The organism is Methylomusa anaerophila, assembly GCF_003966895.1.
GTDB lineage: Bacteria > Bacillota > Negativicutes > Sporomusales > Sporomusaceae > Methylomusa > Methylomusa anaerophila.
Genome location: NZ_AP018449.1, coordinates 201,495 through 223,519, shown reverse-complemented (window position 1 = coordinate 223,519; position 22,025 = coordinate 201,495). Strand labels below are relative to the sequence as shown.

Annotated in this window: 21 protein-coding genes and 1 pseudogene; 20 read left to right on the top strand and 2 right to left on the bottom strand. The window is 45.8% G+C overall.

The features are described from left to right. Window positions 1-19 precede the first annotated feature (19 nt). Both MAMMFC1_RS00875 and MAMMFC1_RS22150 read left to right on the top strand, forming a co-directional pair. Window positions 20-775: an MBL fold metallo-hydrolase gene (locus MAMMFC1_RS00875; RefSeq protein ID WP_126305679.1), complete on the top strand. Its 756-nt coding sequence runs from the start codon at window positions 20-22 to the stop codon at window positions 773-775. Between the two features lie 110 nt (window positions 776-885). Further along, window positions 886-1,635 carry a 4Fe-4S double cluster binding domain-containing protein gene (locus MAMMFC1_RS22150; RefSeq protein WP_232035596.1) on the top strand — a complete coding sequence of 250 codons (750 nt, stop codon included), beginning with the start codon at window positions 886-888 and terminating at the stop codon, window positions 1,633-1,635. A 19-nt stretch (window positions 1,636-1,654) separates the two neighbouring features. On the opposite strand, the pseudogene MAMMFC1_RS22800 reads toward MAMMFC1_RS22150, so the two are convergent. Continuing rightward, a pseudogene (locus MAMMFC1_RS22800) lies at window positions 1,655-1,837 on the bottom strand (hypothetical protein); the annotation flags it as partial. Window positions 1,838-1,853: 16 nt separating this feature from the next. Next, entirely contained in the window at window positions 1,854-2,042 is a 189-nt protein-coding gene (locus MAMMFC1_RS00865) for a hypothetical protein (protein ID WP_126305677.1), read from the bottom strand. Window positions 2,043-2,236: 194 nt separating this feature from the next. Between MAMMFC1_RS00865 and MAMMFC1_RS00860 the strand changes: the two genes are divergently transcribed. The 18 genes from MAMMFC1_RS00860 (at window position 2,237) to MAMMFC1_RS00765 (ending at window position 22,006) form a co-directional block, all read left to right on the top strand. Continuing rightward, window positions 2,237-3,100, top strand: coding sequence for a nitroreductase family protein (locus MAMMFC1_RS00860; RefSeq protein WP_126305676.1), 864 nt, complete (start codon window positions 2,237-2,239; stop codon window positions 3,098-3,100). Window positions 3,101-3,337: 237 nt separating this feature from the next. Next, window positions 3,338-3,922 (top strand): GNAT family N-acetyltransferase, encoded by a 585-nt coding sequence (locus MAMMFC1_RS00855; protein ID WP_126305675.1) that lies wholly within the window; start codon window positions 3,338-3,340, stop codon window positions 3,920-3,922. 398 nt (window positions 3,923-4,320) lie between these two features. Further along, window positions 4,321-5,322 (top strand): ABC transporter substrate-binding protein, encoded by a 1,002-nt coding sequence (locus MAMMFC1_RS00850; RefSeq protein WP_158618588.1) that lies wholly within the window; start codon window positions 4,321-4,323, stop codon window positions 5,320-5,322. Between the two features lie 29 nt (window positions 5,323-5,351). After that, on the top strand, window positions 5,352-6,179 hold the full coding sequence (locus tag MAMMFC1_RS00845) for an ABC transporter permease (protein ID WP_126305673.1): 828 nt from the start codon (window positions 5,352-5,354) through the stop codon (window positions 6,177-6,179). A 136-nt stretch (window positions 6,180-6,315) separates the two neighbouring features. Then, window positions 6,316-7,098, top strand: coding sequence for an ABC transporter permease (locus tag MAMMFC1_RS00840; protein ID WP_174234355.1), 783 nt, complete (start codon window positions 6,316-6,318; stop codon window positions 7,096-7,098). A gap of 201 nt (window positions 7,099-7,299) precedes the next feature. Beyond that, complete coding sequence (locus tag MAMMFC1_RS00835; RefSeq protein ID WP_126305672.1) at window positions 7,300-8,778, top strand: nitrogenase component 1; 1,479 nt, start codon at window positions 7,300-7,302, stop codon at window positions 8,776-8,778. A gap of 1 nt (window position 8,779) precedes the next feature. Next, the gene (locus MAMMFC1_RS00830) at window positions 8,780-10,105 is read left to right on the top strand and encodes a nitrogenase component 1 (RefSeq protein WP_126305671.1); all 1,326 of its coding nucleotides are present in this window, start codon (window positions 8,780-8,782) and stop codon (window positions 10,103-10,105) included. A 494-nt stretch (window positions 10,106-10,599) separates the two neighbouring features. After that, the gene (locus tag MAMMFC1_RS00825) at window positions 10,600-11,430 is read left to right on the top strand and encodes a class I SAM-dependent methyltransferase (RefSeq protein WP_158618587.1); all 831 of its coding nucleotides are present in this window, start codon (window positions 10,600-10,602) and stop codon (window positions 11,428-11,430) included. Between the two features lie 24 nt (window positions 11,431-11,454). Next, on the top strand, window positions 11,455-12,000 hold the full coding sequence (locus MAMMFC1_RS00820; protein ID WP_126305669.1) for a GNAT family N-acetyltransferase: 546 nt from the start codon (window positions 11,455-11,457) through the stop codon (window positions 11,998-12,000). Then, a complete protein-coding gene (locus MAMMFC1_RS00815; protein WP_126305668.1) occupies window positions 12,001-12,759 on the top strand; it encodes a sulfite exporter TauE/SafE family protein in 759 nt (252 codons plus the stop codon). It begins immediately after the preceding gene. Window positions 12,760-12,977: 218 nt separating this feature from the next. Further along, complete coding sequence (locus MAMMFC1_RS00810; RefSeq protein ID WP_126305667.1) at window positions 12,978-13,433, top strand: pyridoxamine 5'-phosphate oxidase family protein; 456 nt, start codon at window positions 12,978-12,980, stop codon at window positions 13,431-13,433. A gap of 499 nt (window positions 13,434-13,932) precedes the next feature. Then, window positions 13,933-14,574, top strand: coding sequence for an HAD family hydrolase (locus MAMMFC1_RS00800; protein ID WP_126305666.1), 642 nt, complete (start codon window positions 13,933-13,935; stop codon window positions 14,572-14,574). A 69-nt stretch (window positions 14,575-14,643) separates the two neighbouring features. Beyond that, window positions 14,644-15,216: a GNAT family N-acetyltransferase gene (locus MAMMFC1_RS00795; RefSeq protein WP_158618586.1), complete on the top strand. Its 573-nt coding sequence runs from the start codon at window positions 14,644-14,646 to the stop codon at window positions 15,214-15,216. Between the two features lie 53 nt (window positions 15,217-15,269). Next, window positions 15,270-16,259 (top strand): oxidoreductase, encoded by a 990-nt coding sequence (locus MAMMFC1_RS00790; protein ID WP_126305664.1) that lies wholly within the window; start codon window positions 15,270-15,272, stop codon window positions 16,257-16,259. 711 nt (window positions 16,260-16,970) lie between these two features. Next, on the top strand, window positions 16,971-17,840 hold the full coding sequence (locus MAMMFC1_RS00780; protein ID WP_126305663.1) for an ABC transporter permease: 870 nt from the start codon (window positions 16,971-16,973) through the stop codon (window positions 17,838-17,840). A 93-nt stretch (window positions 17,841-17,933) separates the two neighbouring features. Then, window positions 17,934-18,716 (top strand): ABC transporter permease, encoded by a 783-nt coding sequence (locus tag MAMMFC1_RS00775; RefSeq protein WP_126305662.1) that lies wholly within the window; start codon window positions 17,934-17,936, stop codon window positions 18,714-18,716. 64 nt (window positions 18,717-18,780) lie between these two features. Continuing rightward, window positions 18,781-20,826: a 2-hydroxyacyl-CoA dehydratase gene (locus tag MAMMFC1_RS00770; protein WP_126305661.1), complete on the top strand. Its 2,046-nt coding sequence runs from the start codon at window positions 18,781-18,783 to the stop codon at window positions 20,824-20,826. Then, window positions 20,795-22,006: a 2-hydroxyacyl-CoA dehydratase subunit D gene (locus MAMMFC1_RS00765; protein WP_126305660.1), complete on the top strand. Its 1,212-nt coding sequence runs from the start codon at window positions 20,795-20,797 to the stop codon at window positions 22,004-22,006. The genes MAMMFC1_RS00770 and MAMMFC1_RS00765 overlap by 32 nt, the downstream gene beginning before the upstream one ends. Window positions 22,007-22,025 lie beyond the last annotated feature (19 nt).

Here is a 22,025-nt window from a genome sequence, read left to right as displayed (position 1 = left end):
AAAGTTGGAGGGAAGTGCTGTGAAAAACACTGATACTACTTTGAATTTCAAAATGCTCACATTGGAGCATAATCCTTTTGGGGCATCTGCCGCCATATATCCAACCTTGTTGTGGGATGATAACGGCGCCACGCTGGTTGATGTGGGTTATCCCGGCCAATTGAAAGAGCTAACTACAGCGGTAGAACAAGCAGGTGTTTGGCTTAAACAAATCAGACGAATCGTTTTTACCCATCAAGACTGGGATCATATCGGCAACGTGTCGGACCTGCAGGACGCTTTAGGCAACGAGGCGGAAATATATACTCATGCCAATGAGCGCGACTATATCGAAGGTGTCGTTCCTTATATAAAAATGACTCCCCAGCGGATAGAGGCCAGGATTCAATCCCTGCCGGAAAATATCCGGGAACAGGCAGCCGCTTTGTTTGCCAATATCCCTACCGTTCACGTACATAAAACGTTCCAGGATAAGGATGTACTGCCATTTCATGACGGTGTGCAGGTGATACACACGCCTGGCCATACTCCGGGCCATATTTGCCTCTATTTGAGAAATCACCGCATGCTTATCGCCGGCGATCAATTGCGGATTCAGGATGAGATTCTGGTTGGGCCGGCGCCGGAACATACTGCCGATATGAGGTCAGCGCTGGAGTCATTACGTAAATTGCAGGATTATGATATCGATTATGTCATCTGCTATCACGGAGGATTATACGGTCCCCAAGCCTCGGTTCGTATTGCTCAGCTCGTGGCAGAGGCTGCAAGTTAAAATGAGACATTTTTGAAAATTGGTATTTTATGCTTATATCAGAGCAAAAAAGCATGAAGATTTGACCTATTGATCGGAAATAACCGGGTTTTGGGCGGCGTTGATGTGCAATGAATATGGGGAAAAAATATATGGATGCACTTGACAAAATTAAAGATATATTCGCAAATGGCTCTGATAGTATATGGTCTGTAGCGGATATATCTTATTCTGATTTTAAGGATAACTTTGCTAGAGCAATTGTTATAGCTCAGCAATATAAGTTTTTCATAACTAATGAAGAATATAATGAAGAAAAATATCATCACTTATTAGTTGAAGGCAGAGCAGCCATTAATAAAAAGGTAAATCTCCTCAAACAATTATTTGACCGGTATGGGATTAAGAATTATATACCGCCAATGTCACAGTCAGATGAAACAGAACTTGTGGCCCCATTTTCTTTTAAATATGCCGCAGTACAAGCCGGACTTGGCTGGATTGGTAAAAGCGGTGTCCTGGTTACTAAAGAATTTGGTCCAAGGGTACTACTTGCCGCAATACTTATAGACTATCCGTTAGATAGCGGGAGTCCAATAAATAAAAGCCTGTGCCAAGACTGTTTTGCCTGTGTTGATGCTTGTCCATGGGGGATTATTAAAGGCGTAAATTGGACTATATCATCAAGGAGAGATGAACTGCTTGATTTTCAATTTTGTAATAAGCAACGAAGTGAGTATATAGAGAGCAATGGTAGAAAACATACTTGTGGCTATTGTATCCTGGCATGTCCCTGGGGGCTAAGCAATAAAAGGCCTGACTCGGATTCAGCCCTGGGGATACCAACACAACTTTTACCTGAAGGTTTTTCTCATCAATAATATAAGCAACGACATATCTCCCCGCATAAATAGGAAATAAGCGTTGCTCTTGACGTTTGTAAGGCCACCCCGCCCGTGGACAATCTTCAAAAATTAAGATTTCCTCGAAAATACGTTCGATAATTTTATCGGCTAACTCTTTGCCGCCTTCTTGTATATAATATTCTTCGATCTTAGCCAGATCCGCCTTACCTCTGGACATAAGTCGTATATCATATTTATTCTCTTGCACCTAATCGCGTCCTTGCCGCCTTTATATACTCCCGAAAAGAAATACCACCACTTTGAGCAGCTTCCTTCCTGCCTTGCTCAAATATATCATCAAGTTCAGCCATGACTTGGCGATAACGGCGATCTTCTTCCGAGCTATATTGCTTAGCGATTGCCTTTGCTTTAGCAATAGTCATTGCCAACACCACCTTTAGGACTTTCTAAACATAGTATAGCATTAGTCTGAATCAATTTTCAATAAAGAACTCATGCTAATCTTTGAAGATTGAATTATGATGATTAATCTTTCTAAACTTAGAACATTAAAAAACTCCTGACAAACTACTTTAGGCCGATGTATACTTGAGGAAGTATGGGGGGATAGCAAATTATGAATGAACCTATCGCCGAGGTCATTAGGAAACGGTTTTCTTGTCGGGCATATCTGGATAAGCCCATTGAAGAAGACAAACAGCGAATGATCACAGAGTTTCTGAATTCGGACCCTGTAGGACGTTTTGGCACGCGGGCGCGTTTGGCGCTTGTCGCTGCAACCGAACATGACCGGCAATCTTTGAAAGGCCTCGGAACTTATGGTTTCATCCGTGGTGCGACGGGTTTTATTGTCGGCGCGGTAGAGCAGGGGCCAAAGAACTTGGAAGACTTCGGCTATATTATGGAGCAGGCCATTCTGTTTGCCACAGATATGGGATTGGGAACATGCTGGCTGGGAGGAGGCTTTACGAAAAGCAGCTTTGCGAAGAAAATCTCTGCAACCCGCGAGGAAACAGTACCTGCGGTAACAGCCATTGGGTACACCGCGGACGGCAGCAGGTCCGGGGATCGGATTCGCCGGCGGGCCGGTTCGGATCATCGGCTTCCTATGGAACAATTGTTTTTTGACCGGAATTTTGGCGAGGCGATCAACCCGGATGACCTTGGCGCCTACGCTGAGCCACTCGAAATGGTCCGGTGGGCGCCCTCGGCTTCGAACAAACAGCCTTGGCGAGTTATTCGCAACGGCGATACCTGGCATTTCTATCTCCAACGTACCCAGGGCTATGGCAAAGGCAGTCTGGTTTTCCGGCTGCTGCGGCTAGCAGATCTTCAGCGTGTGGATATGGGTATTGCCATGTGTCACTTCGAGCTTACGGCTCGTGAACTCGGCCTGACCGGCCGCTGGGTGGTCGATGATCCCGGCAGCGGGAGGCCGGGCACTGAATACACAGCTAGTTGGATTGCTGATAACGGTTAAACTGATAAACTATTGACAAAATGGCAGTTTAATGAAATAATTTCTAATAAGTGAGTATGCATAAGGCAAAGATGCCTGAGCTGCATAGAGGCTTTGAAGCCTTACACGTGGAATAGCACCCTGCGGAGTCACATATTGTGATTTTGCGGGGGTTTTTTATATGCTGGAGAACATTTATGCTATGATAAAGAAATGAAAGAAGGATGAAAGAAAGAAGGATGAAAGAAGGTATGGAAAATGAGTGAGCTTTTTTTCCGGAATACACCGCAGCTTGAGACAGAACGATTACTGTTAAGAAAACTTGTAATTGAAGATGCAGAGGATATTTTTGAGTATGCTTCGGATGACGAAGTAACGAAATTTATGTCATTTGATACCCATAAATTCATTGAAGATGCCAAAAGATTTATAAATGTTACATTGGATCAATATAGAAGAGACGAGGCCGGTGACTGGGGGATCATTTTAAAAGAAACCGGAAAGCTTATTGGCTCTATGGGTTTTCCCTGGGTTGATAAGAAAAACAGCCGGGCAGAAATAGGATATGTGCTGGGACGCCGGTATTGGGGGAAAGGTATTATGCCCGAAGCGGTCCGACGGCTATTGGAATTTGCCTTTAACGATATGGAGCTTAATCGCATTGAGTGTGTTCACGCTGTGCCTAACGAAAAATCAGGCAGAGTCATGCAAAAGGCTGGCATGACCTTTGAAGGTATTGCCCGTGAGAGAATGTTTGCGAAAGGTAAATATTGGGATGTGAAACAATATGCCATTCTTCGGTCAGATAGCAGACAAGACAATTTTTTGTTATCAAGAACATAGTTTTAAAATTAAAGTTTTTTCTGCCAATTTTTAACCCCGTCATTGACAACAATCGAAAGGAATAATATAATTTAGATTGGGCTTATGCGGGAAAAATAGCAAATATGCCTAATAGAATACGGACAACTGGCTGGAAAAAAGCTGGAGGCTGTATTCCACAATTGGAGTACAGTCTTTTTTAACCACTACAAATGAATAAATTAATTATAAGCAACTGACTAGTATTAGCTAGAGGCTGTATTCCATGGATTTGGGATGCAGCTTTTTAATATTTTCGATATAAAAGACACTTAAGGGACGTGGTTGCCGTGATTACATGATTCATCAATATGTTTAAACTTAAGAAAATTTTATCCTTAAGGAAGGGGATTATGATGCTGAAAAGAAAAGAAAGTCTAATGTTAACGTCAATAATTGTAATCATAGCTATGTTATTGCTGGCCGGGTGTTCAAGCCCGCAGCAAGCGAGGCAGGTAACGAAAGACGAAACTACAGGCAAAACCCTGGATGTGATAAAACTATTATCACCATATCCTACGGCGGTTGCCAATGTATATATTATAGCCGACAAACTGGGCTTCTTTAAAGAAGAAGGCATAAAACCCGAGTTTGTCGGGGAACTGCCTTCAACAACCCAATTAGTTGCTGCTGTCACTTCAGGGCAAGTTGATGTGGGCGGGAAACATGTCAATACGACTATCTCCGGGATTGCCGCAGGCGCCAAAGTCAAAATGGTAGCTGGCGGTTCTGTTACTACTAAAGATCAGCCGCATATGATTTATGTAGTGAAGGCAGACAGTCCTATTAAATCACCGCAAGATCTTGTGGGAAAGAGAGTGGGCATATCCGGGTATGGAGGCTGCACTGAATATACACCGCTGGAATATCTGCACCTAAATGGTGGTATAGCTGATCCCAAAGGCAAGTTCGAAACTATTATTCTGCCCGAGCCAAACTTGGAACAGGCCTTACTTAGCGATAAAGTCGATGTCATCGGTTTACACCTAAGTCCCCAATATGTACAGAAGCACCCCGATCTCAGGATACTCTTTACCGATTACGATGTTTGGGGAGAACGAGCCGGAGCTTGTCCGGCCTATGTCTCGGAAAAATTTATAAAAGAAAAACCTGATGTAGTCAAAAGATTTGTCGCTGCTGTCGCCAAAGCCAATAACTGGGTAAACGCCAACCCGGATAAGGCTCTTGACATAATAGCCCAGGAGCTTAAAGTAGATAAAGAGAAAATCCAAGCTTATCATTACGCCGATGATGGCATCATCACGGACGACAGCGTTCAAGTCTGGATCGATATCCTGAATTACTATCATGATCTGAAACCAGGGATAAAAGCAAAAGATCTTTATACTAACGAATTTAATCCTAATTTCAAAAATAAGTAAGAATGGGTCCAATAGGAGTGGTTCTGGAAATGAACGTTAAAACAGGAGAGGTTGCCGCAGCCAAGGGTGGGAACGCTCAAACGTTAAGGCTGTGGCTGGAACGATTAGGATCGGGTTTTGAAAGAGCCGCATCCATCCTTGTGGTACTGCTGGTTTGGGAAGTACTGCCCAGAGCCGAGTTGATCGACAGATTCATATTACCGACATTTAGTGATGTGATTTCAGGGTTGGCAGGGTTATTTATTACCGGAGAAATGTTCAAGCATATTGCGGTAAGCTTTGGACGGGCCTTTACCGGGTTTATTGCAGCGGTAAGTTTCTCCATAATCCTCGGGATTTTTATGGGATGGTTTAAAAGGTTGGAGCGGTATGTCAATCCCCTGCTGGAATTAGGCCGCAACACCCCGATCCTGGCTCTTTATCCGGTTTTCATAATGTTTTTTGGCGTGGGTGAGGTTTCGAAGGTGGCGATCATTTTCTGGGGCACCATTTGGCCTATTTTGCTCAATACCATCGGGGGAGTTAAGAATGTTGACCCCTTGCTAATCAAGTCTGCCAGGTCCATGGGGATTTCCCTATTCCCGCTCTTTCGTAAAGTAATACTGCCTGCAGCTACTCCTGCAATTATCACGGGCTTAAGACTCAGCGCGACCACATCAATTCTAATCCTGGTCGCGGCCGAAATGCTTAATGCTAATGCCGGTTTAGGCTTTATGATTTTTTACAATGAAACTAAGTACAAGATTCCGGAAATGTATTCCGGGATTATCACCCTTTCAATCCTGGGATTTTTGATTAATTACCTCTTGATTGCCCTGGAAAATCGCCTGACAAGGTGGAAAGAGCAAGCCAACTGATAACGAAAATACATTATCTGATCGCAATTATTCAGATACCTGAATAGTTACAACAGATCAACCCAAAACTGTCCAGCCCGATATGTAACTTGTTTTACAAACTTGGTAATTGGTACTTGGGAATGGTGGTGAAGGAATGGTTAAGTTGCAGTCTATACGTTTGGAGCCAGTTCTGGAAAGAACGTTAGCTGTTGGTTTATTGCTACTGGCCTGGGAATTATTACCCCGCATGGGGTTTCTGGATGCTCGTTTTCTGCCGCCCTTTAGCGAGGTGATTGAAAGACTGGTAAAAATGATCGTTACCGGCCGGATGTCCGTTCACCTGTTAGCCAGCCTCCAGCGGTCCCTCATAGGTTTTTCCTTAGCGGTGGCTCTGTCCCTTCCCCTTGGGGTCATGATGGGGTGGTTCAAAAGATTTGAACGGGGTGTCGACCCGCTGCTTCAGATGTCCCGCAATACGTCGGTATTAGCCCTGTACCCGGTGTTTATCCTGGTATTCGGTTTAGGTGAATTATCCAAAGTAGCCATAATTTTCTGGGGCACACTCTGGCCAATACTGATAAATACTATCGAGGGAGTTAAGGGCGCAGACCCGCTGCTGATTAAGTCGGCCAGGTCCATGGGGTCCTCTCAGCTTACCTTATTGTTCAAAGTTGTCTTGCCGTCGGCTATGCCGTCGATTTTAACCGGTTTCAGGCTTAGTGCCGCCCGTTCGGTTCTCGTTCTGGTAGCCGCCGAAATGCTCGGTGCCCAAAAGGGTTTAGGATATCTGATATTCCAAGCCCAACTTGATAATGAAACTCCTGAGATGTACGCCGGGATTGTATTAATAGCACTCATTGGCGTGCTGCTCAACTATACGCTTATCCGATTTGAGCGGCATGCAACCAGGTGGAAGGAGCAAGTGGAAGCCAATTAAATATTGACAAAATTTAAAGATATAATATAGTATAATGATATAAAATACAATAAACAATAAGAACTGTTCAATTACAAGCAACTGACTAGTTCATGACTAGAGGCTGTATTCCATTGAATTTGGGATGCAGCTTTTTTAATTTTTGCAGCGAATAACATCGGGGAATTTGCCCTTTCAAATGAATTGAGGAGAGTGGAAACTGTGGCGATACATAATTTGGAGAATGAAGTGGCCATCAGAGAACAAAGGCTGGGAGCAATTACCGGTTACAAAGGTACAATCAATGATTTGGTGTCGAAAGCGTCCACCTGTGCCCAGAAAAATAGCAGCCGTTGTTTTACCCAGGCCAGTTCCTGCAACTCAGGCTGCGCTCAGAATTATCTGTGCGAAATAGTTGACGCTGTAATTGTAAATCACGCTCCTGTTGGCTGTGCCGCCGATCAAATCGGCAGCAACACATTAAACAAGTGGTCGGAGAAGGCACGGGGATGGGATGGCTGGCAGCCCAGAAACATTGGATTTTTTAACACCAATATGACCAAAGAGGATACGGTATTTGGCGCAACCGAGAAACTTAAGGCAACTGTGAGGGAAGCGTACCGGCGGCATAACCCCAATGCTATTTTTGTTACTACTTCCTGTGTTTCCGGTATTATTGGCGAAGATATTAAAAGTGCCCTGGATGAGCTTAAAGAGGAAATACCTATTCCCCTTGCTCCCGTTTATTGTGAAGGGTTTAAAACCAAGGTTTGGGCTTCCGGATTTGACGCCGCCTTTCACGCCATACTGACCAGTATTGTCAAACCCCCGCGGGCTAAAACCAATAAAGTAAATATATTTAATTTTCACGCCAGAGCCAGGGTTGAAATCGCTGAGATTTTTGCCCGGTTAGGATTGGAACCGGTATTCATGGTAGCCCAGTGTACAGTCGAACAATTGTCCCGAATGTCTGAAGCTGCCGCCAGTATGGCCATCTGCGGGACTCTGTCAACCTACATCGAAAATGCCCTCGAAGAGCTGTATGGCGTACCAAGTGTAAAAGGGCTGCATCCTCAGGGAATTGCCGGGATACAAGGCTGGTTGCGGGGCTTGGGAAAAGTCGTTGGCAAGGAAGACGAGGTTGAGGTTTTCCTGGCGGAGCAGCAAAAAAAGTACCAGCCTGCCCTTACGGACTTAAGAAAAAAACTTAAGGGCCGCCGGGCAGTCATCGGTATGGGACCGGGCTTTGCCCATGATTATGTGCGGGTTCTTACGCAAGAGCTGGGAATGGAAGTTGTGTGGGCGACGTCCTGGCATTTTGACCAGAAATTCGATAACGGCAACGCTCCTGATTCAGCCAGGCATTTGTCGGAAGATGGATCCGACGTGCCGATAAGTGTTTGTGATTTGCAAGCCTTTGAAATGATGAACATACTGAATAAATTTCGACCGGACATTTATTTGTCCCGCCATGGGGGGACGGCGGGATGGGCTGCCAAAATGGGTGTCGCTTCCATCATGATTACGGATGAATACGACGTATTCGGCTACCGGGGAACAGTTAATTTTGGCTACAAAATGCTGGATGCGTTAACAAACCGGAGCCGGGAAAGAAATATCGCCAAATGGATGAAGCTCCCATACACTGATTGGTGGCTTAAGCAGAACAGTTTCCAGTTTCTGGCGCAGGAGGCCGAATAATATGGCACAGTATTTAGAACAGCTAAGACATGCCTGCGCCCTGGGAAGTATGCAGTCGGTTCTGGCAATACGGCGGGCGGCTCCCATATTGCATGCCGGGCAGGGATGCGTTTCCAAGCTAGGCGGGGCTATCGGCTCGAATAACGGGTTTCATGGCTCAGGATATGTGGGCGGGACGCAAATGCCCTGCACCAATATCGGCGAGACGGAAGTAGTATTCGGCGGTGAGGAAAAGCTAAGGCAAACAATTGAAAATTCCCTTAAGATAATCGATGCGGACTTGTTTATCGTTCTTACGGGCTGCGTTCCGGAAATTGTCGGTGATGATGCGGGAGAAGTCGTCAAGCAGTTTCAACAGCAGGGAAAACCTGTTGTTTATGCGGAGACAGGCGGATTCAACGGCACCAACTATATTGGACATGAAATTGTGGTCGATGCCGTCATTGACCAGTACCTAAAGCCGGCGGAAAGCAAAGAAGCGGGACTGGTAAACATTTGGAGTGTTGTTCCTTTTCAGGATGCGTTCTGGCTAGGCAATTTAAAGGAAATAGAAAAGCTGGTCCGGGAACTGAGCCTTATCCCCAATATTATTTTTGGGCTGGAGCGGCAAGGCATTGAAGCTCTTAACAAAGTTCCCAAAGCCCAATTCAATTTGCTCATATCTCCCTGGGTAGGTCTGAAAAATGTCCGGCATTTGGAGGAAAAGTTCGGGACGCCGTATTTACATTATCCTGTTCTGCCGATAGGCCCGACCGAAACCGGCAATTTCCTTCGGACCCTGGGCTCGTTTGCCGGTATTGCGTCTGAGAAAATTGAAGCAGTCATTTATCAGCATGAAAGAGAGTACTACTCGTATATTGAGAGCGCTTTGGAGGCGATTTATCAGACCAGAATAGTTCCCAACCGGTTTATTACGGTGGCCGACAGTTTTTACAGCCTGGGTATATCCAGGTTCCTCATTAATGACATGGGCCTTATTCCTGAAACGCAGTTTGTTACTGACGGGGTTTTGCCTGAATATCAGGGAGCAATTGAAGCTGAGTTCAAAAAATTCAATGACGGCATTGAAGCCAAAGTCCTCTTTTCCAATGACGGCGGCTGGGTGCAGGAAGAAATAAGGAATATCGAACTTACGGGAAGGCCTTTGATTCTGGGAAGTTCCTGGGAAAAGGTTTTTTCTAAAAAGGTCAATGGATTTCATTTGTCTGTTTCCATGCCGGTGGGCGACAGACTTGTGTTAAATAGTTTTTACGTTGGCTATCATGGAGCGTTGAAACTGTTGGAAGATATATATAGCGAAATAATTAGTAATTCCCAGAATCCATAGATATTGGAGACGCTTGAGATACTGTGTGTTCTATTGGTCTTCTTTTTTATCGGGAAGGAGCAATAATATGATGAAACCTAAAAGAATGTTATTATTACTATATCGACACACTGCTGAAAGCCACAGAAATCTATGCAGCCGCTATTTATGAACTTGCAAAAGAGAATGAAAGATAAGAGAGGTACGCCTGTCTCAGTACGCACCGGCCGACTGGCCGTGGTAAAAAGAGATTATCAAATGCCTCGAACTGCTTAGAAATCGTTAGATACCGTTGCATATGAAAAAAACTTATTGTAATAATATTTTTGTTAATTACAGTTCGAACTATCATAGTCAGACCGTAGGCGCGACGACGATTCTTATTGTCAACGCGGGTTAACTTGTCGCAGATGACAGCCCCACAGATAGTGCAACGACGCAGATAGCGGTTTATAAGCAGTTCCCCACTTAAAGTCGAATAATACATCATTTTAAAAATGAGAGGAGCGGTTATAATGGCAGTAAGTCTTATTCTTGATAATGAGGAACTGGCAAAAACCTATGATCAGATCAGCGATTCGCAATTTAACAGAGGACGTGTTCTAATCGAAAAACTGGGGGTAAAGCCCGGGGATTCGGTCTTGGACATCGGCAGCGGCACCGGCCGGCTGGGCCGGCATGTAATCGACATTATCGGCCGGTCCGGACACTATGTCGGTATTGACCCGCTGGAGGAGCGCATCAATATTGCCAAGGCGAAGAACGAGCATCCGAATGCCGTGTTCAGGACCGGAACCGCCGAGGACCTTAGTTCCATAGCGGATAACAGTATCGACGTGGTCTACCTGAGTTCGGTTTTCCATTGGGTACTTGATAAGGAGACTGCTTTAAAAGAAATATTGAGAGTTCTCAAACCGGGAGGAAAGGTCGGAATTACAACCGGCGCCAAGGAACTGACCCTTGTTTCCGGCGTGAGATTGATTACCGACAGTGTATTAAAGCGGGAGCCCTATAACAAACTTGTACGACTGGAGGACAGCACCCAGAATCAGCACGGCCTGGTTACCACCGAACTTATCCAGCTGCTGGCGAAAGCCGGCTTAAAGGTAAAGGACGTCCAGGTAAAGGAGATCAAGCGAAATTATGCGACTGCCAGAGATGTGATCAGGTTCAGTGAGGCGAGTTCCTTTGGCAACTACCTGAACCATGTTCCCGACTCGCTGCGGGAACAGGCCAAACTGGACATTGAAGCCGAGCTTGAAAAGCACCGGACCGAAGACGGAATAGAATTCGACGGCTACACCATATTCGCCGTGGCTCAGAAACCATCCGGGACGCCCATCTGATTCCGGTCATAAGGCTTTGTGATTATGGTTGCAATAAAAGGCAGCAGAGTTTTATTAAGAGATTTCACTCATAGTGATCTGGACAAAATGCATGGGTGGATGTCTGATAACGAAGTGATGACATTTTTGCCTCACAGGAAAACAACTGTAAAGGATCAAACATTAGTACATTTATCGGAAAGCATACAAGAAAATTTCAATCCAAACAGGAAATTGTACTTTTTTGCCGTAGTATTAGGAAATGGTGATATAATAGGATCTGCAGGATTCACCGTAATTAGCAGGAGTGAGACAGGCGGTGTAGCCAATTTGGGCTGGGTTCTTGCTAAAGATTACTGGGGTAAGGGATATGCGACAGAGGCGGCAAGACTATTAATTGATTATTGCTTTAATATATTGGGATTCCATAAGGTTATAGCAAGGTGCGATGCCCAAAATAAGGCTTCCGAGCGGGTCATGATAAGATGCGGGATGATAAAAGAAGCGGAACATAAACAGCATGTTTACTCCAACGGCACTTGGCGGGACCGATATGAATACGCCATATTTAGAGATACCGAGGTAATTTAAATGACTGCAGCCATTGCGATTTTTTTGCTGTCCACCTCGTTTGTGGCCGGTTTTCTGGACAGCATTGCCGGCGGCGGCGGCCTGCTGCTGCTGCCGGCTCTTTTATTTTCCGGATTGCCGCCGCAAATAGCTCTTGGCACCAATAAATTTGCCGCAACCATCGGACTATTCGGTTCGTTTATCAATTTTGTCATCAATAAAAAAGTAATGTGGGAAATAGTAAAACGAGGAATTGTATTTTCGCTGCTGGGGGGCTTTCTCGGCTCCAGGTCCATTCTTTTATTTTCCAATGAAGCTGTGGGAAAAATCATCCTGTTTTTTCTGCCTTTGGCGCTTCTGGCAACCCTTATTCCCCGTGAAAACAAGGGAGGGGAGGCCGGTGCGCCTCCCGGAATGCTGCCGGTCAAGATCCCGGTAATTTGTTTTGCAGCAGGATTTTATGATGGATTTTTTGGTCCGGGCAGCAGCAGCTTTCTTATTTTGGCTTTAAACTTATTTGCCGGGCTGGATCTTGTCAACGCCTCGGCAACGGCGAAACCCTTTACGGTAATATCGTGCATTACATCCTCAATGGTTTTCTTGTGGAACGGAAAAGTGCTTATATCACTGGGCCTGTTCTTGGCTATGGCCAATATAGCCGGAAATTATGCAGGCAGTAAACTGGTAATCCGCAAAGGTACAACAGTGGTCAGAACCTGGCTGGTTGCGTCACTGGTCATTCTGTTTGTCTTTTTGTCGCTAAAGTATGTTGTCAGTTAATACAATATAGCACTGAATTTCATCCAGGAAATTTGGTTTTTATTGACAATCATTTAGAGGTGTAATATAATGAAATAGATTGGAGAAAATACATAAATAGATTAATTTCATTCTAAGACAACTGACTGGCTGAAAGCGAGAGGCTGTTTCCATTAATTTGGAATTCAGCCTTTTTATTTTTTAAAATAACATTTTAAAAAGAGAGGATTTGAAAAGAAATGAGCAACGAACAATGGAAACAAGAAGTGCTTAATTACATTACGGAGACCAGGTTTGCGATTTTGTCCTATGTGAGGGAAGACAATGTCCCGGTGCTCCGCTCAATGGGAAGTTTTGTGCCGAGTGGACTGGATATCTATTTTTCAACGAAAAAAAGCGCGGCGAAAGTGCAGGGGATTGAAAAAAATAAGCAGGTCTCTTTCTTTTTTGAACACGACAACCAAACCCTTGACAGCTGGAAAAGCGTACTTCTCATTGGTGAAGCGGCCCAAGTTGAACAGGAATCTGAATTAAACAAGGCGGTGGCACTGTTAAGTGACCGAAGCCCGCGCTTTAAAGAGAGAATTGCCAATGGGGATCTGCCGAATACGGCGATCTTCAAAATCACGGCCAGGGAGGTTGAATACCTGGATTACTCCAAGGGACCCGGATTTGTGCAGAAATTCAAGCTGTAGTTGCCGGGGCTGTGGCAACTGCATTTATTAAGGTATAATCAGATTTGCTGCAAAAAGGAAACAAGATTTGTTGTAACAATAAATTAGAAAGACCGGAGTTGAACCTCCGGTCTTTTTAATCCCTTATTTGATTATTGTTACCGTGCCTTCCCGGCGCGGGGCAGCGGCCGGTGTTTCTCCCGCGTTGTAGCCAAATGCCCCGGAGCCGATTATGGCGATAATTAAATAATATTACTCCAGACACTGCTGTGGTGTCAATATGATCAAGAAGATATCTGGTATTTTTTAGGTAAAAATCACATTGACATCGGGCATGTATAATGCTACACTTTACAAAAAGCGAGGCTTGTTTTTATATAAACCTGTTAAGCATTGAGCTGATCAGTGAGAAGACTGAAGGCCAGCAGAGCGGCATTTTCTGCGAGGTCTTATTTTTTTTAATAACATTTGGCCTAATGCAATAATCCGGGATGACTTTAAGGGGAGGATAGATGTCAAGATGAGAATAAGAGGCATTATATTCGATATGGACGGTACGCTCCTTGACACTTTACCGGTGTGCTACAGCGGATTTCGCAGCACCTTGTTAAAGTTCCTTGGCCGGGAGTACTCAGATGCCGAGATAAGCGCCTTGTTCGGCCCAACGGAAGAGGGCGTTTTTAAAAAGCTTTTGCCTGACAAGTGGGAGGAAAGCCTGCAACATTATTTGGCGGCCTACGATGAGGCCCACTGTGAGTATTCAGAACCTTTTCCCGGGATTAAAGCTGCCTTGACCTTATTGACTGAGCGGAATATCAGACTGGCAATTGTTTCGGGGAAAGGTCCCGGCACCATGGCTATCTCTTTGCGGCATTCCGGATTGGGAGAGTTATTCGAGGTTGTTCAAACCGGCTCGGAACATGGCGCCGATAAACCCGCTCACATTAAAAAGGTGCTTAGTGTATGGAACTATAATCCGAGGGACGTTGCTTACATTGGAGATACAGCTTACGATATTAAAGCAGCCAAAGCGGCAGGCACTGTTTCAATCGGCGCCGTTTGGGCCGATACTGCGAACGCACAATGTGTCAAAGACATGGAACCGGACTTATCTTTTGAGTCGGTAGAGAGTTTTGTCCGGTGGATTAAAGATAATATCTAATTAAACTGCAGTCAGAGCCGCATTTTAGGAAAGTCGAAAGACATGATGATACGTTTAAGGGGGAATATAATGATAAGTTATAAAAGAATAGATTGTAATTATTTTAAAAAATACGATACAATTGCTATGCGAGTTTACGTAAAGAGTCATTATGTGCTAGATAGAATCAATAACGGACTTGGAGGTATTCTTTTAAAAGAAGTACCGGTTAAAAATTATGTACGGGATTTTTCAAAACATGCGAAGGCAACAAAGTTTAGTGAAAAGTTTGATATAACAAACTGGGCATTTTTTATGGCATTTGATGATGGAAAACCTATTGGGGCGGTAACAATTGTTTCCAGAACTGCTGATATACGTATGCTTGATGGAAGAGAGGACATAACTGTATTATGGGATATACGCGTATCTGATACATATAAATACCAAGGTATAGGACAGAAATTATTTGATCTTGCTGTGGAGTGGTCAAGAAGCAATGGTTTTAAACAAATGAAAATTGAATGTCAAAATAATAATGTACCTGCTTGTAAGTTTTATCACAAACAGGGAGCAGTTTTAAGAAAAATTGATGAATATGCTTATATTGAGGATGTTGATAGCAGGTTTGAGGTACAATTTATTTGGTATCTTGATTTATAATAAATTCTTAATTATCTCAAGCTTAATTATTTAATAAAGGGGGCGTCATGTTTATGTCTTATTTGCTTAAACCGTTACAGGCAGGAGCTTTAACCCTGGCTAACCGTCTGGTTATGCCGCCAATGGCTACTGCCAAAGCTGACCCGGGGGGAAAAGTCAGCCCGGCAATACTGGATTACTATGCCGAAAAATCTGCGGGCGGGTATCTATCCCTCATCATAGTTGAGCATAGCTTCATTAAGCCGGAGGGAAAGGCCGGTGAAAATCAACTCTCGGTTGCGGATGACGATGTAATTGAAGGGTTAAAAAAACTGGCGGACATCATCCGCCGTAACGGCGCCAAGAGCGTGGTGCAAATTAACCATGCCGGCAGCGCGGCTGTTCCGGAAATTACCGGTACAACGCCGGTGGGGCCTTCGGCCGTAGTCAACCCGCGCAAGGGGAGTATTCCCCGGGAAATTACCCGGCAGGAAATAGCGGATGTTGTAACTGCGTTTGGTGATGCCGCCCGCCGGGTTAAGGAAGCCGGCTTTGACGGAGTGGAAATCCACTCGGCCCATGGCTACTTTCTCAATCAGTTTTTCTCGCCGCTGACCAACCGGCGGACGGATGAATATGGCGGCGATGTGCACAACCGCATTCGCATCCATCTGCAAGTGATTGCAGCCGTGCGCGCAGCTGTAGGGGAAGAGTTTCCCATTCTCCTGCGGTTAGGCGCTTCGGATTTTAGCGAAGGCGGCACAACCATTGGGGACAGTCAGATTGCGGCGCAGCAATTTGAAAAAGCCGGCGTGAGCATCATTGATATTTCCGGCGGTTTCTCGGGATACAGCATTCCGGGCCTTACCGGGCAAGGCTATTTTGCTCCTCTAAGTGAGGCGATAAAAAAAGTCGTGTCCATTCCGGTAATTCTCACCGGCGGTATTACCGAGGCGCAGGCTGCCGAGCGACTGTTGGCAGAAGGAAAAGCAGATCTTATCGGCATCGGCCGAGCCGTGCTGGCGGATTCCAAATGGGCCCAAAAAGCTGTGGAAAGCCTGTGAACCGGCCGCCCAACTGAACAAGAGGGAGATGCCCTAAACTAGAGTGAAAAAAATGCAAAAAGACACCTATACAGATGTCTTTTTGCATGTATTTACTTCAATTCGCCTTTGTAATATGGATTGAGTTCGTTGGTATAAAGATCGGACGCTTTCCTTCCCCGGGTTTGAAAAAACCGTTTCGTTCACCGAGTTTAATCCAGAAATCAATATCTGTCTTTAATCCATTGTTGGTTGGGATATCGAAACACTTTCGTTATAACAATTTACCTAAAATGACAAGCAAAAAAATTATGTTTATAAATGTATATTGACAATTTTAAATATAAATGATATGCTTTACAAAAAATAGCATTAAAAAATGGCTGATCAGAGGAAATCTGAAGGCAAAATTTTATTCCTTACGGAAAAAGTTTTGCTTTTTTATTGTTTTACGGGAGATCCCGGCGCGAAAACGCATCGCCGGGTGATAGAATATAGTTAGATAGATTATTGACAGGTGACAAGACAGTAGATAGAATGATTTAAATATCGAATAAACTTTTTTAACTTACGTGAGTTGACCGGTAAAAAAGCCGGAGACGCGAGTTGCGTCTCCGGCTTTTCTTTTTTACGCTCGCCATTCGGAGGCAAAAGCTGACAAATGCTATCCCTAATTACCTAATGATATTGGCAACAGATGCCATCAAGTATACAAAAAGAAGGTGTGTCTGTATGAACGAAAATGCGGTGAGCGGCCTTCGCAAGGTTTATCAAAGTAGGGTAAAGCTGATTGAAGGCGTACAAAATAGCAATATTTTTCGGGCCTTTGCGCGGCTATCGTCCGGACTGGAAAAAATCATAGCCATTTCTCTGGTGCTTATTATCTGGGAAGTAATACCCCGCCTGGAACTGGTGGATCCGTTTCTTTTGCCGCCTTTTAGCGACGTGGCGCGAAGTTTATACAACTTGCTCAGTTCCGGCGAGTTATTCAGGCATATCGGGGTGAGCTTTCAGCGTTCTTTTGCCGGTTTTTGCTTAGGCGCGGGGGCGGCAATTGTTTTGGGGATTTTTATGGGGTGGTACAGTAAGCTGGAAGAAGTTGTGGACCCACTGGTGCAAGCCTGCCGGAACTCTTCAACGCTGGCACTATATCCGGTATTTCTGCTGTTTTTCGGGTTAGGGGAAGCTTCAAAAATTGCCATCATCACCTGGGGTGCGGTTTGGCCGGCTTTGCTCAATACCATTGCCGGGGTAAAGAATACTGACCCAATATTAATAAAGTCGGCAAGATCGATGGGCATCTCTCAATTTGCGCTTTTTTACAAGGTAATAGTGCCGGCGGTTTTGCCTTATATTTTGACCGGAATCCGGCTTAGCGCCACCAGTTCGCTGCTTATCCTGGTGGCGGCCGAAATGATAGGAGCTAATTCCGGTTTGGGTTTTTTGGTTTTTTACATGGAGGAAAGATACGCAGTGCCGGAAATGTATGCCGGCATTATCACCTTATCCTTTATCGGGGTAACAGTCAACTATCTGTTGGTTGAGCTGGACAAACGGCTAACAGGCGGCTGGAAAGAAAAAATAGCGGATGATGATGACTAAGAGACAGGTAACCGGGAAGACAGCTGGATGAAGTTGGCTGTTGACGGCGCCAAAGGTGCGCTGTCGTCGGGCGCAGCACGGAGGAGGTGAAACATGATGAAATTTTATTATGAAAAAAGCTGGCGATATATAAAAAAAGTAATCGCTATCGGCGTTGTCATCGCACTATGGGAAATTCTGCCGTTAATGGGCATAGTTGATTACCGCAGTCTGCCGCCGTTTAGCGATGTGATCCTGGGATTGGTAGAGATTACTCTGACAGGAGAACTATTTACCCATATGGTATCGAGTCTCCAGCGGTCGCTGGCAGGTTTCGTCCTCGCAGTGGCGCTGGCGGTTCCGTTGGGGATTCTTATGGGCTGGTTCAAGCGGTTTGAAAGAATAGTCGATCCACTGGTGCAGACATGCAGAAACACTCCGGTTTTGGCACTGTATCCTTTGTTTATTCTTTTTTTCGGGTTAGGGGAATTAGCCAAAATCAGCATTATTTTTTACGGTTCCCTTTGGCCGATATTGATCAATACCATCGAAGGAGTTAAAACAGTCGATGCCCTGCTGATAAAAGCGGCCAGATCAATGTCCATATCCCGTTTATTCTTGTTTACCAGAGTAATATTGCCGGCAGCGGTTCCTTCCATTCTTACCGGGCTTAGAATAAGCGCGACCCGCTCTGTTATCATCCTGGTGGCGGCCGAGATGCTGGGAGCCAGTTCCGGGCTTGGTTTTTTTATCTTTGCCACCCGGGCCCAATACGAGATTGAGAAGATGTATGCCGGTATTCTGGTGCTGATAATCCTGGGAGTGACTGTGAATTACCTGCTTGTTAAGCTGGAAAATTATCTTTCCCGCTGGAAGGAGAACATGGAACCCGCTTGATGTTAGGGGTTATGCATTACCAGGTAAAGAAAATATAAAGAAAAGACAAAAGGAGAGAAACAAAGTGAAGATAGCAGAAGTCATCGACGAGTCCCTAGTCTCGACTATAACCGGATCAACCGTAGTCGGCATTGATATCGGTTCGCGGACAGCAAAAGCGGTACTGTTAAGCGGGGATGAAATCCATACGGCCCAGGTGCCGACCGGGATCGATATGCAGGAAACGGCTGAGGAATTATTGGCCGAACTTCTGGAAGCCTCGGGTAAAAAGCGTACCGACATATCTTATATCGTCGGCACCGGTTATGGCCGGGTCGCCTTGAGCTTTGCGGACGTACCCAACCAGATTGTTACCGAAATATCCTGTCATGCCCTGGGATCGCATTACCTTAATGCCGGGATAAAAACCATCATCGATATTGGCGGACAAGATTCCAAAGGCATTAAAGTCGACCCGGAAACCGGTAAAGTAGTGGAGTTTGTCATGAACGACAAATGCGCGGCCGGCACAGGCCGATTCCTGGAAAGGGTAGCGCAGCTTTTAGACCTGGATTTGAGCCAACTGGGCGAAACAGCATTAAGAGGCGACAAACCGGCGGAAATCAGCAGCCAATGCGTGGTATTCGCCGAATCGGAGGTGGTTTCCCTACGGGCCAGAGGAGAATCGCCGGAGAATATTGCGGCCGGTATTCATTTGGCGACTGCCCGCCGGGTAAAAAATCTCCTAAGCCGGATCGGCTTGGAACCGGGACTGGCATTTTCCGGTGGTGTAGCCAATAATATCGGCATGCGAAAAGCAATCGAAAATCTTATGGAACACCCGATCAGCGAATTCAAACTGGACGCTATTTATGCCGGCGCTGTTGGAGCGGCGGTGCATGCCCTCAACTTTGAGGCGGCCGGCGTTCACAAAGGGGCTGTGGCCGGGGAAGGCCATTCTCTGGACCTGACCGAGCTGCATAACCGGATCGCCAAACAACAGGAAATCATTATTACCCAGGCGGACGGCAGGAAGAATGTAGGTTACTTGTGCACCTATACCCCGCTGGAACTGATCAATGCGGCGGGAGTCAACCAACTGCGGCTGTTTAAAATGGGCGATACCCAAATCGTTGCCAGCGGGGAACAAATTACCCAGAGTGTATTTTGCGATTTCACCAAAAGTATTTTGGGAGCCTTCAAAGAAGGCGATCCTTTATACACAGCGCTGGATAAAGTATACACCTTCTATACCTGCGACTGCATCAAAAAGGTCGGCGAGGCCGTCGGCGACTTCTTTACCCCGTCGGATATATACATTCTGCCGCGGCTGCGGCATAAGGAATCATCCCGGGATTACTACCGCACGGAAATATTGAACTTTAAGGAAGATTTGGAAAAACTGTCCGGCAATACCGTTGATGTTGAATCAGTACGGGAACAAATAAAACTTTACAATAAAGTCCGGGCGGTGCTGCGCAAAATTTCCGAACTGCGTAAACGGGATAACCCGCCCCTCAAAGGCGGCGACCTGCTGGAACTTATCAAAGGGTACTACTATCTGCCGCCGGCAGAACTTCTGGTATTGTATGAACAGATCTATGAAAAGTTAACGGCGGTGCCGGATGAAGGGAACAAGCCAATCCGCCTGATGATGGCGGGCGGGATTGTTGCCGATGGCGACCGTCGCCTGTTGGAACTGATTGAAAACACGGTAGGAGCGCGGGTCGTCATCGAAGACCATTGCACCGGATCGAGAAACGTAGGCTTCCACATTAACGAAGAAGGGGACCCCTATCAAGCGCTGGCGGAAGGCTATCTGGATCAATCGCCGTGCACGCGGATGAAGCCATTATACGAACGGGTGGAAATCTCGGGGCAACTGGCGCAGGAATACAAGGTAGACGGGGTTTTATACGTATATCTTAAGTTCTGTCCCTGCTACGGTCAGATAAAACATGAGTTTTTCCGGCACTATCAAAAACTGGGAATACCGGTATTAGAAGTGCCTGTTGATTATTCGGCCAGCGATCAGGGACAATTGAAAACAAGACTGGAGGCCTTTGTGGAAGTATTAGGAGAAAGAGGGGAGAACACGGATGGAGATCGAGGACATTCAAAGTCAGCATGAGTATATCAAACATTGCAAAAAGATCCATAGTTATTCACCCGCGGTCAATAAGCTATTAGACCTTTCCGAATCTTACATTCCCGATGCCGAAAAGGCATATAAGGAAGGAGCGAAGCAAGCTATTTGGGCCGGCGGCTATGGCTGGGAAGTACCGCTGATTTATGCTTGCGGTATTACTCCGGTGGCATTTGGTGAAATGGGGCGTTTAAGCGACAAGGAGGCTATGGCGATAGCGGAAGACTATTACCAGTTTCCGGTGGAAACCTGCTCAATGGTGAAATGCACGGTGGGTCAGTGGCATTTACGCCGCAACACCAGTACCATAAACCGCATTCTTGGCAATAGTTCAGCCTGCGAGCCGTTTAATCTGGCCTGGGAGATCATGAAGCGGGAAGGCTATGACGTATACAACAATGACGTTGTGTACCGCGGACCTACGGTGGAAGGCAAGCGGCTGGAAGAGTTGGTCAAGTTTTTTGTCAGCCAGATTTACGATGTGGCGGAATGGCTTACCGGCAGCAAGAAAATTGATGAAGACAAATTAACAGAAGAAATTAAAAGAAAGAACCGTCTGCTGAACAAACTGAAGACAGTTCTGGAATTACGGCGGAAACATCCGTTCTATGTGCGCAGCCTGGCTACCATTGTGATGCTGAATATCGGTTTGAACAATTACTTCGGCAAGCCGGAAGAATTTGAGGCGGCCATTGATTTGCTCATTGAGGAACTGGAAAATAGACCGGTGGATGAAGCGGAGCTACAGAGTGTCATACCCTTGGTCTGGGCCGGCGGAACCGGTCAGGAATTCGGCATTTATGAAGCCATCGATCAAGCCGGCGGCGCCCTGTTAGGGTTGCGCAGCGTTCCGTTTAAATTGTACCGGGAGGATGTTCCGCCGGTTGAATCGCTGGCCAGATGGGTATACGACAATGCCGGCGCCGGCGCCGGCGTGTACGCCCGCAACGTGCTTGAGCAGGAAGTTGACAAACTGAATGCCCGCGGCATTATCCTGTACGGCTATATCGGCTGCTCCTTCGCCAGCGTCGACCGGGAGATGTGGCGGAAGTATTTCCATGAAAAAGGCATTGCCAGCATTAACTTGGAAGGATCATTCCAGACAGGGGCGCCGACCGGCCAGGTGATAACCCGGGTAAAAGCCTTTGTCGAAATGCTTTCTTAAAAAGGTATCTTTAAAAGAG

Bases quoted from the DNA above. Each gene is read 5' to 3' on its own strand.
- MAMMFC1_RS00820 (WP_126305669.1), top strand. From the start codon at position 11,455: ATGGTTGCAATAAAAGGCAGCAGAGTTTTATTAAGAGATTTCACTCAT.
- MAMMFC1_RS00830 (WP_126305671.1), top strand. From the start codon at position 8,780: ATGGCACAGTATTTAGAACAGCTAAGACATGCCTGCGCCCTGGGAAGT.
- MAMMFC1_RS00795 (WP_158618586.1), top strand. From the start codon at position 14,644: ATGATAAGTTATAAAAGAATAGATTGTAATTATTTTAAAAAATACGAT.
- MAMMFC1_RS00765 (WP_126305660.1), top strand. From the start codon at position 20,795: ATGGAGATCGAGGACATTCAAAGTCAGCATGAGTATATCAAACATTGC.
- MAMMFC1_RS00800 (WP_126305666.1), top strand. From the start codon at position 13,933: ATGAGAATAAGAGGCATTATATTCGATATGGACGGTACGCTCCTTGAC.
- MAMMFC1_RS00840 (WP_174234355.1), top strand. From the start codon at position 6,316: ATGGTTAAGTTGCAGTCTATACGTTTGGAGCCAGTTCTGGAAAGAACG.
- MAMMFC1_RS00790 (WP_126305664.1), top strand. From the start codon at position 15,270: ATGTCTTATTTGCTTAAACCGTTACAGGCAGGAGCTTTAACCCTGGCT.
- MAMMFC1_RS00845 (WP_126305673.1), top strand. From the start codon at position 5,352: ATGAACGTTAAAACAGGAGAGGTTGCCGCAGCCAAGGGTGGGAACGCT.
- MAMMFC1_RS22150 (WP_232035596.1), top strand. From the start codon at position 886: ATGAATATGGGGAAAAAATATATGGATGCACTTGACAAAATTAAAGAT.
- MAMMFC1_RS00865 (WP_126305677.1), bottom strand. From the start codon at position 2,042: ATGACTATTGCTAAAGCAAAGGCAATCGCTAAGCAATATAGCTCGGAA.
- MAMMFC1_RS00815 (WP_126305668.1), top strand. From the start codon at position 12,001: ATGACTGCAGCCATTGCGATTTTTTTGCTGTCCACCTCGTTTGTGGCC.
- MAMMFC1_RS00775 (WP_126305662.1), top strand. From the start codon at position 17,934: ATGATGAAATTTTATTATGAAAAAAGCTGGCGATATATAAAAAAAGTA.
- MAMMFC1_RS00810 (WP_126305667.1), top strand. From the start codon at position 12,978: ATGAGCAACGAACAATGGAAACAAGAAGTGCTTAATTACATTACGGAG.
- MAMMFC1_RS00860 (WP_126305676.1), top strand. From the start codon at position 2,237: ATGAATGAACCTATCGCCGAGGTCATTAGGAAACGGTTTTCTTGTCGG.
- MAMMFC1_RS00855 (WP_126305675.1), top strand. From the start codon at position 3,338: ATGAGTGAGCTTTTTTTCCGGAATACACCGCAGCTTGAGACAGAACGA.
- MAMMFC1_RS00780 (WP_126305663.1), top strand. From the start codon at position 16,971: ATGAACGAAAATGCGGTGAGCGGCCTTCGCAAGGTTTATCAAAGTAGG.
- MAMMFC1_RS00850 (WP_158618588.1), top strand. From the start codon at position 4,321: ATGTTAACGTCAATAATTGTAATCATAGCTATGTTATTGCTGGCCGGG.
- MAMMFC1_RS00825 (WP_158618587.1), top strand. From the start codon at position 10,600: ATGGCAGTAAGTCTTATTCTTGATAATGAGGAACTGGCAAAAACCTAT.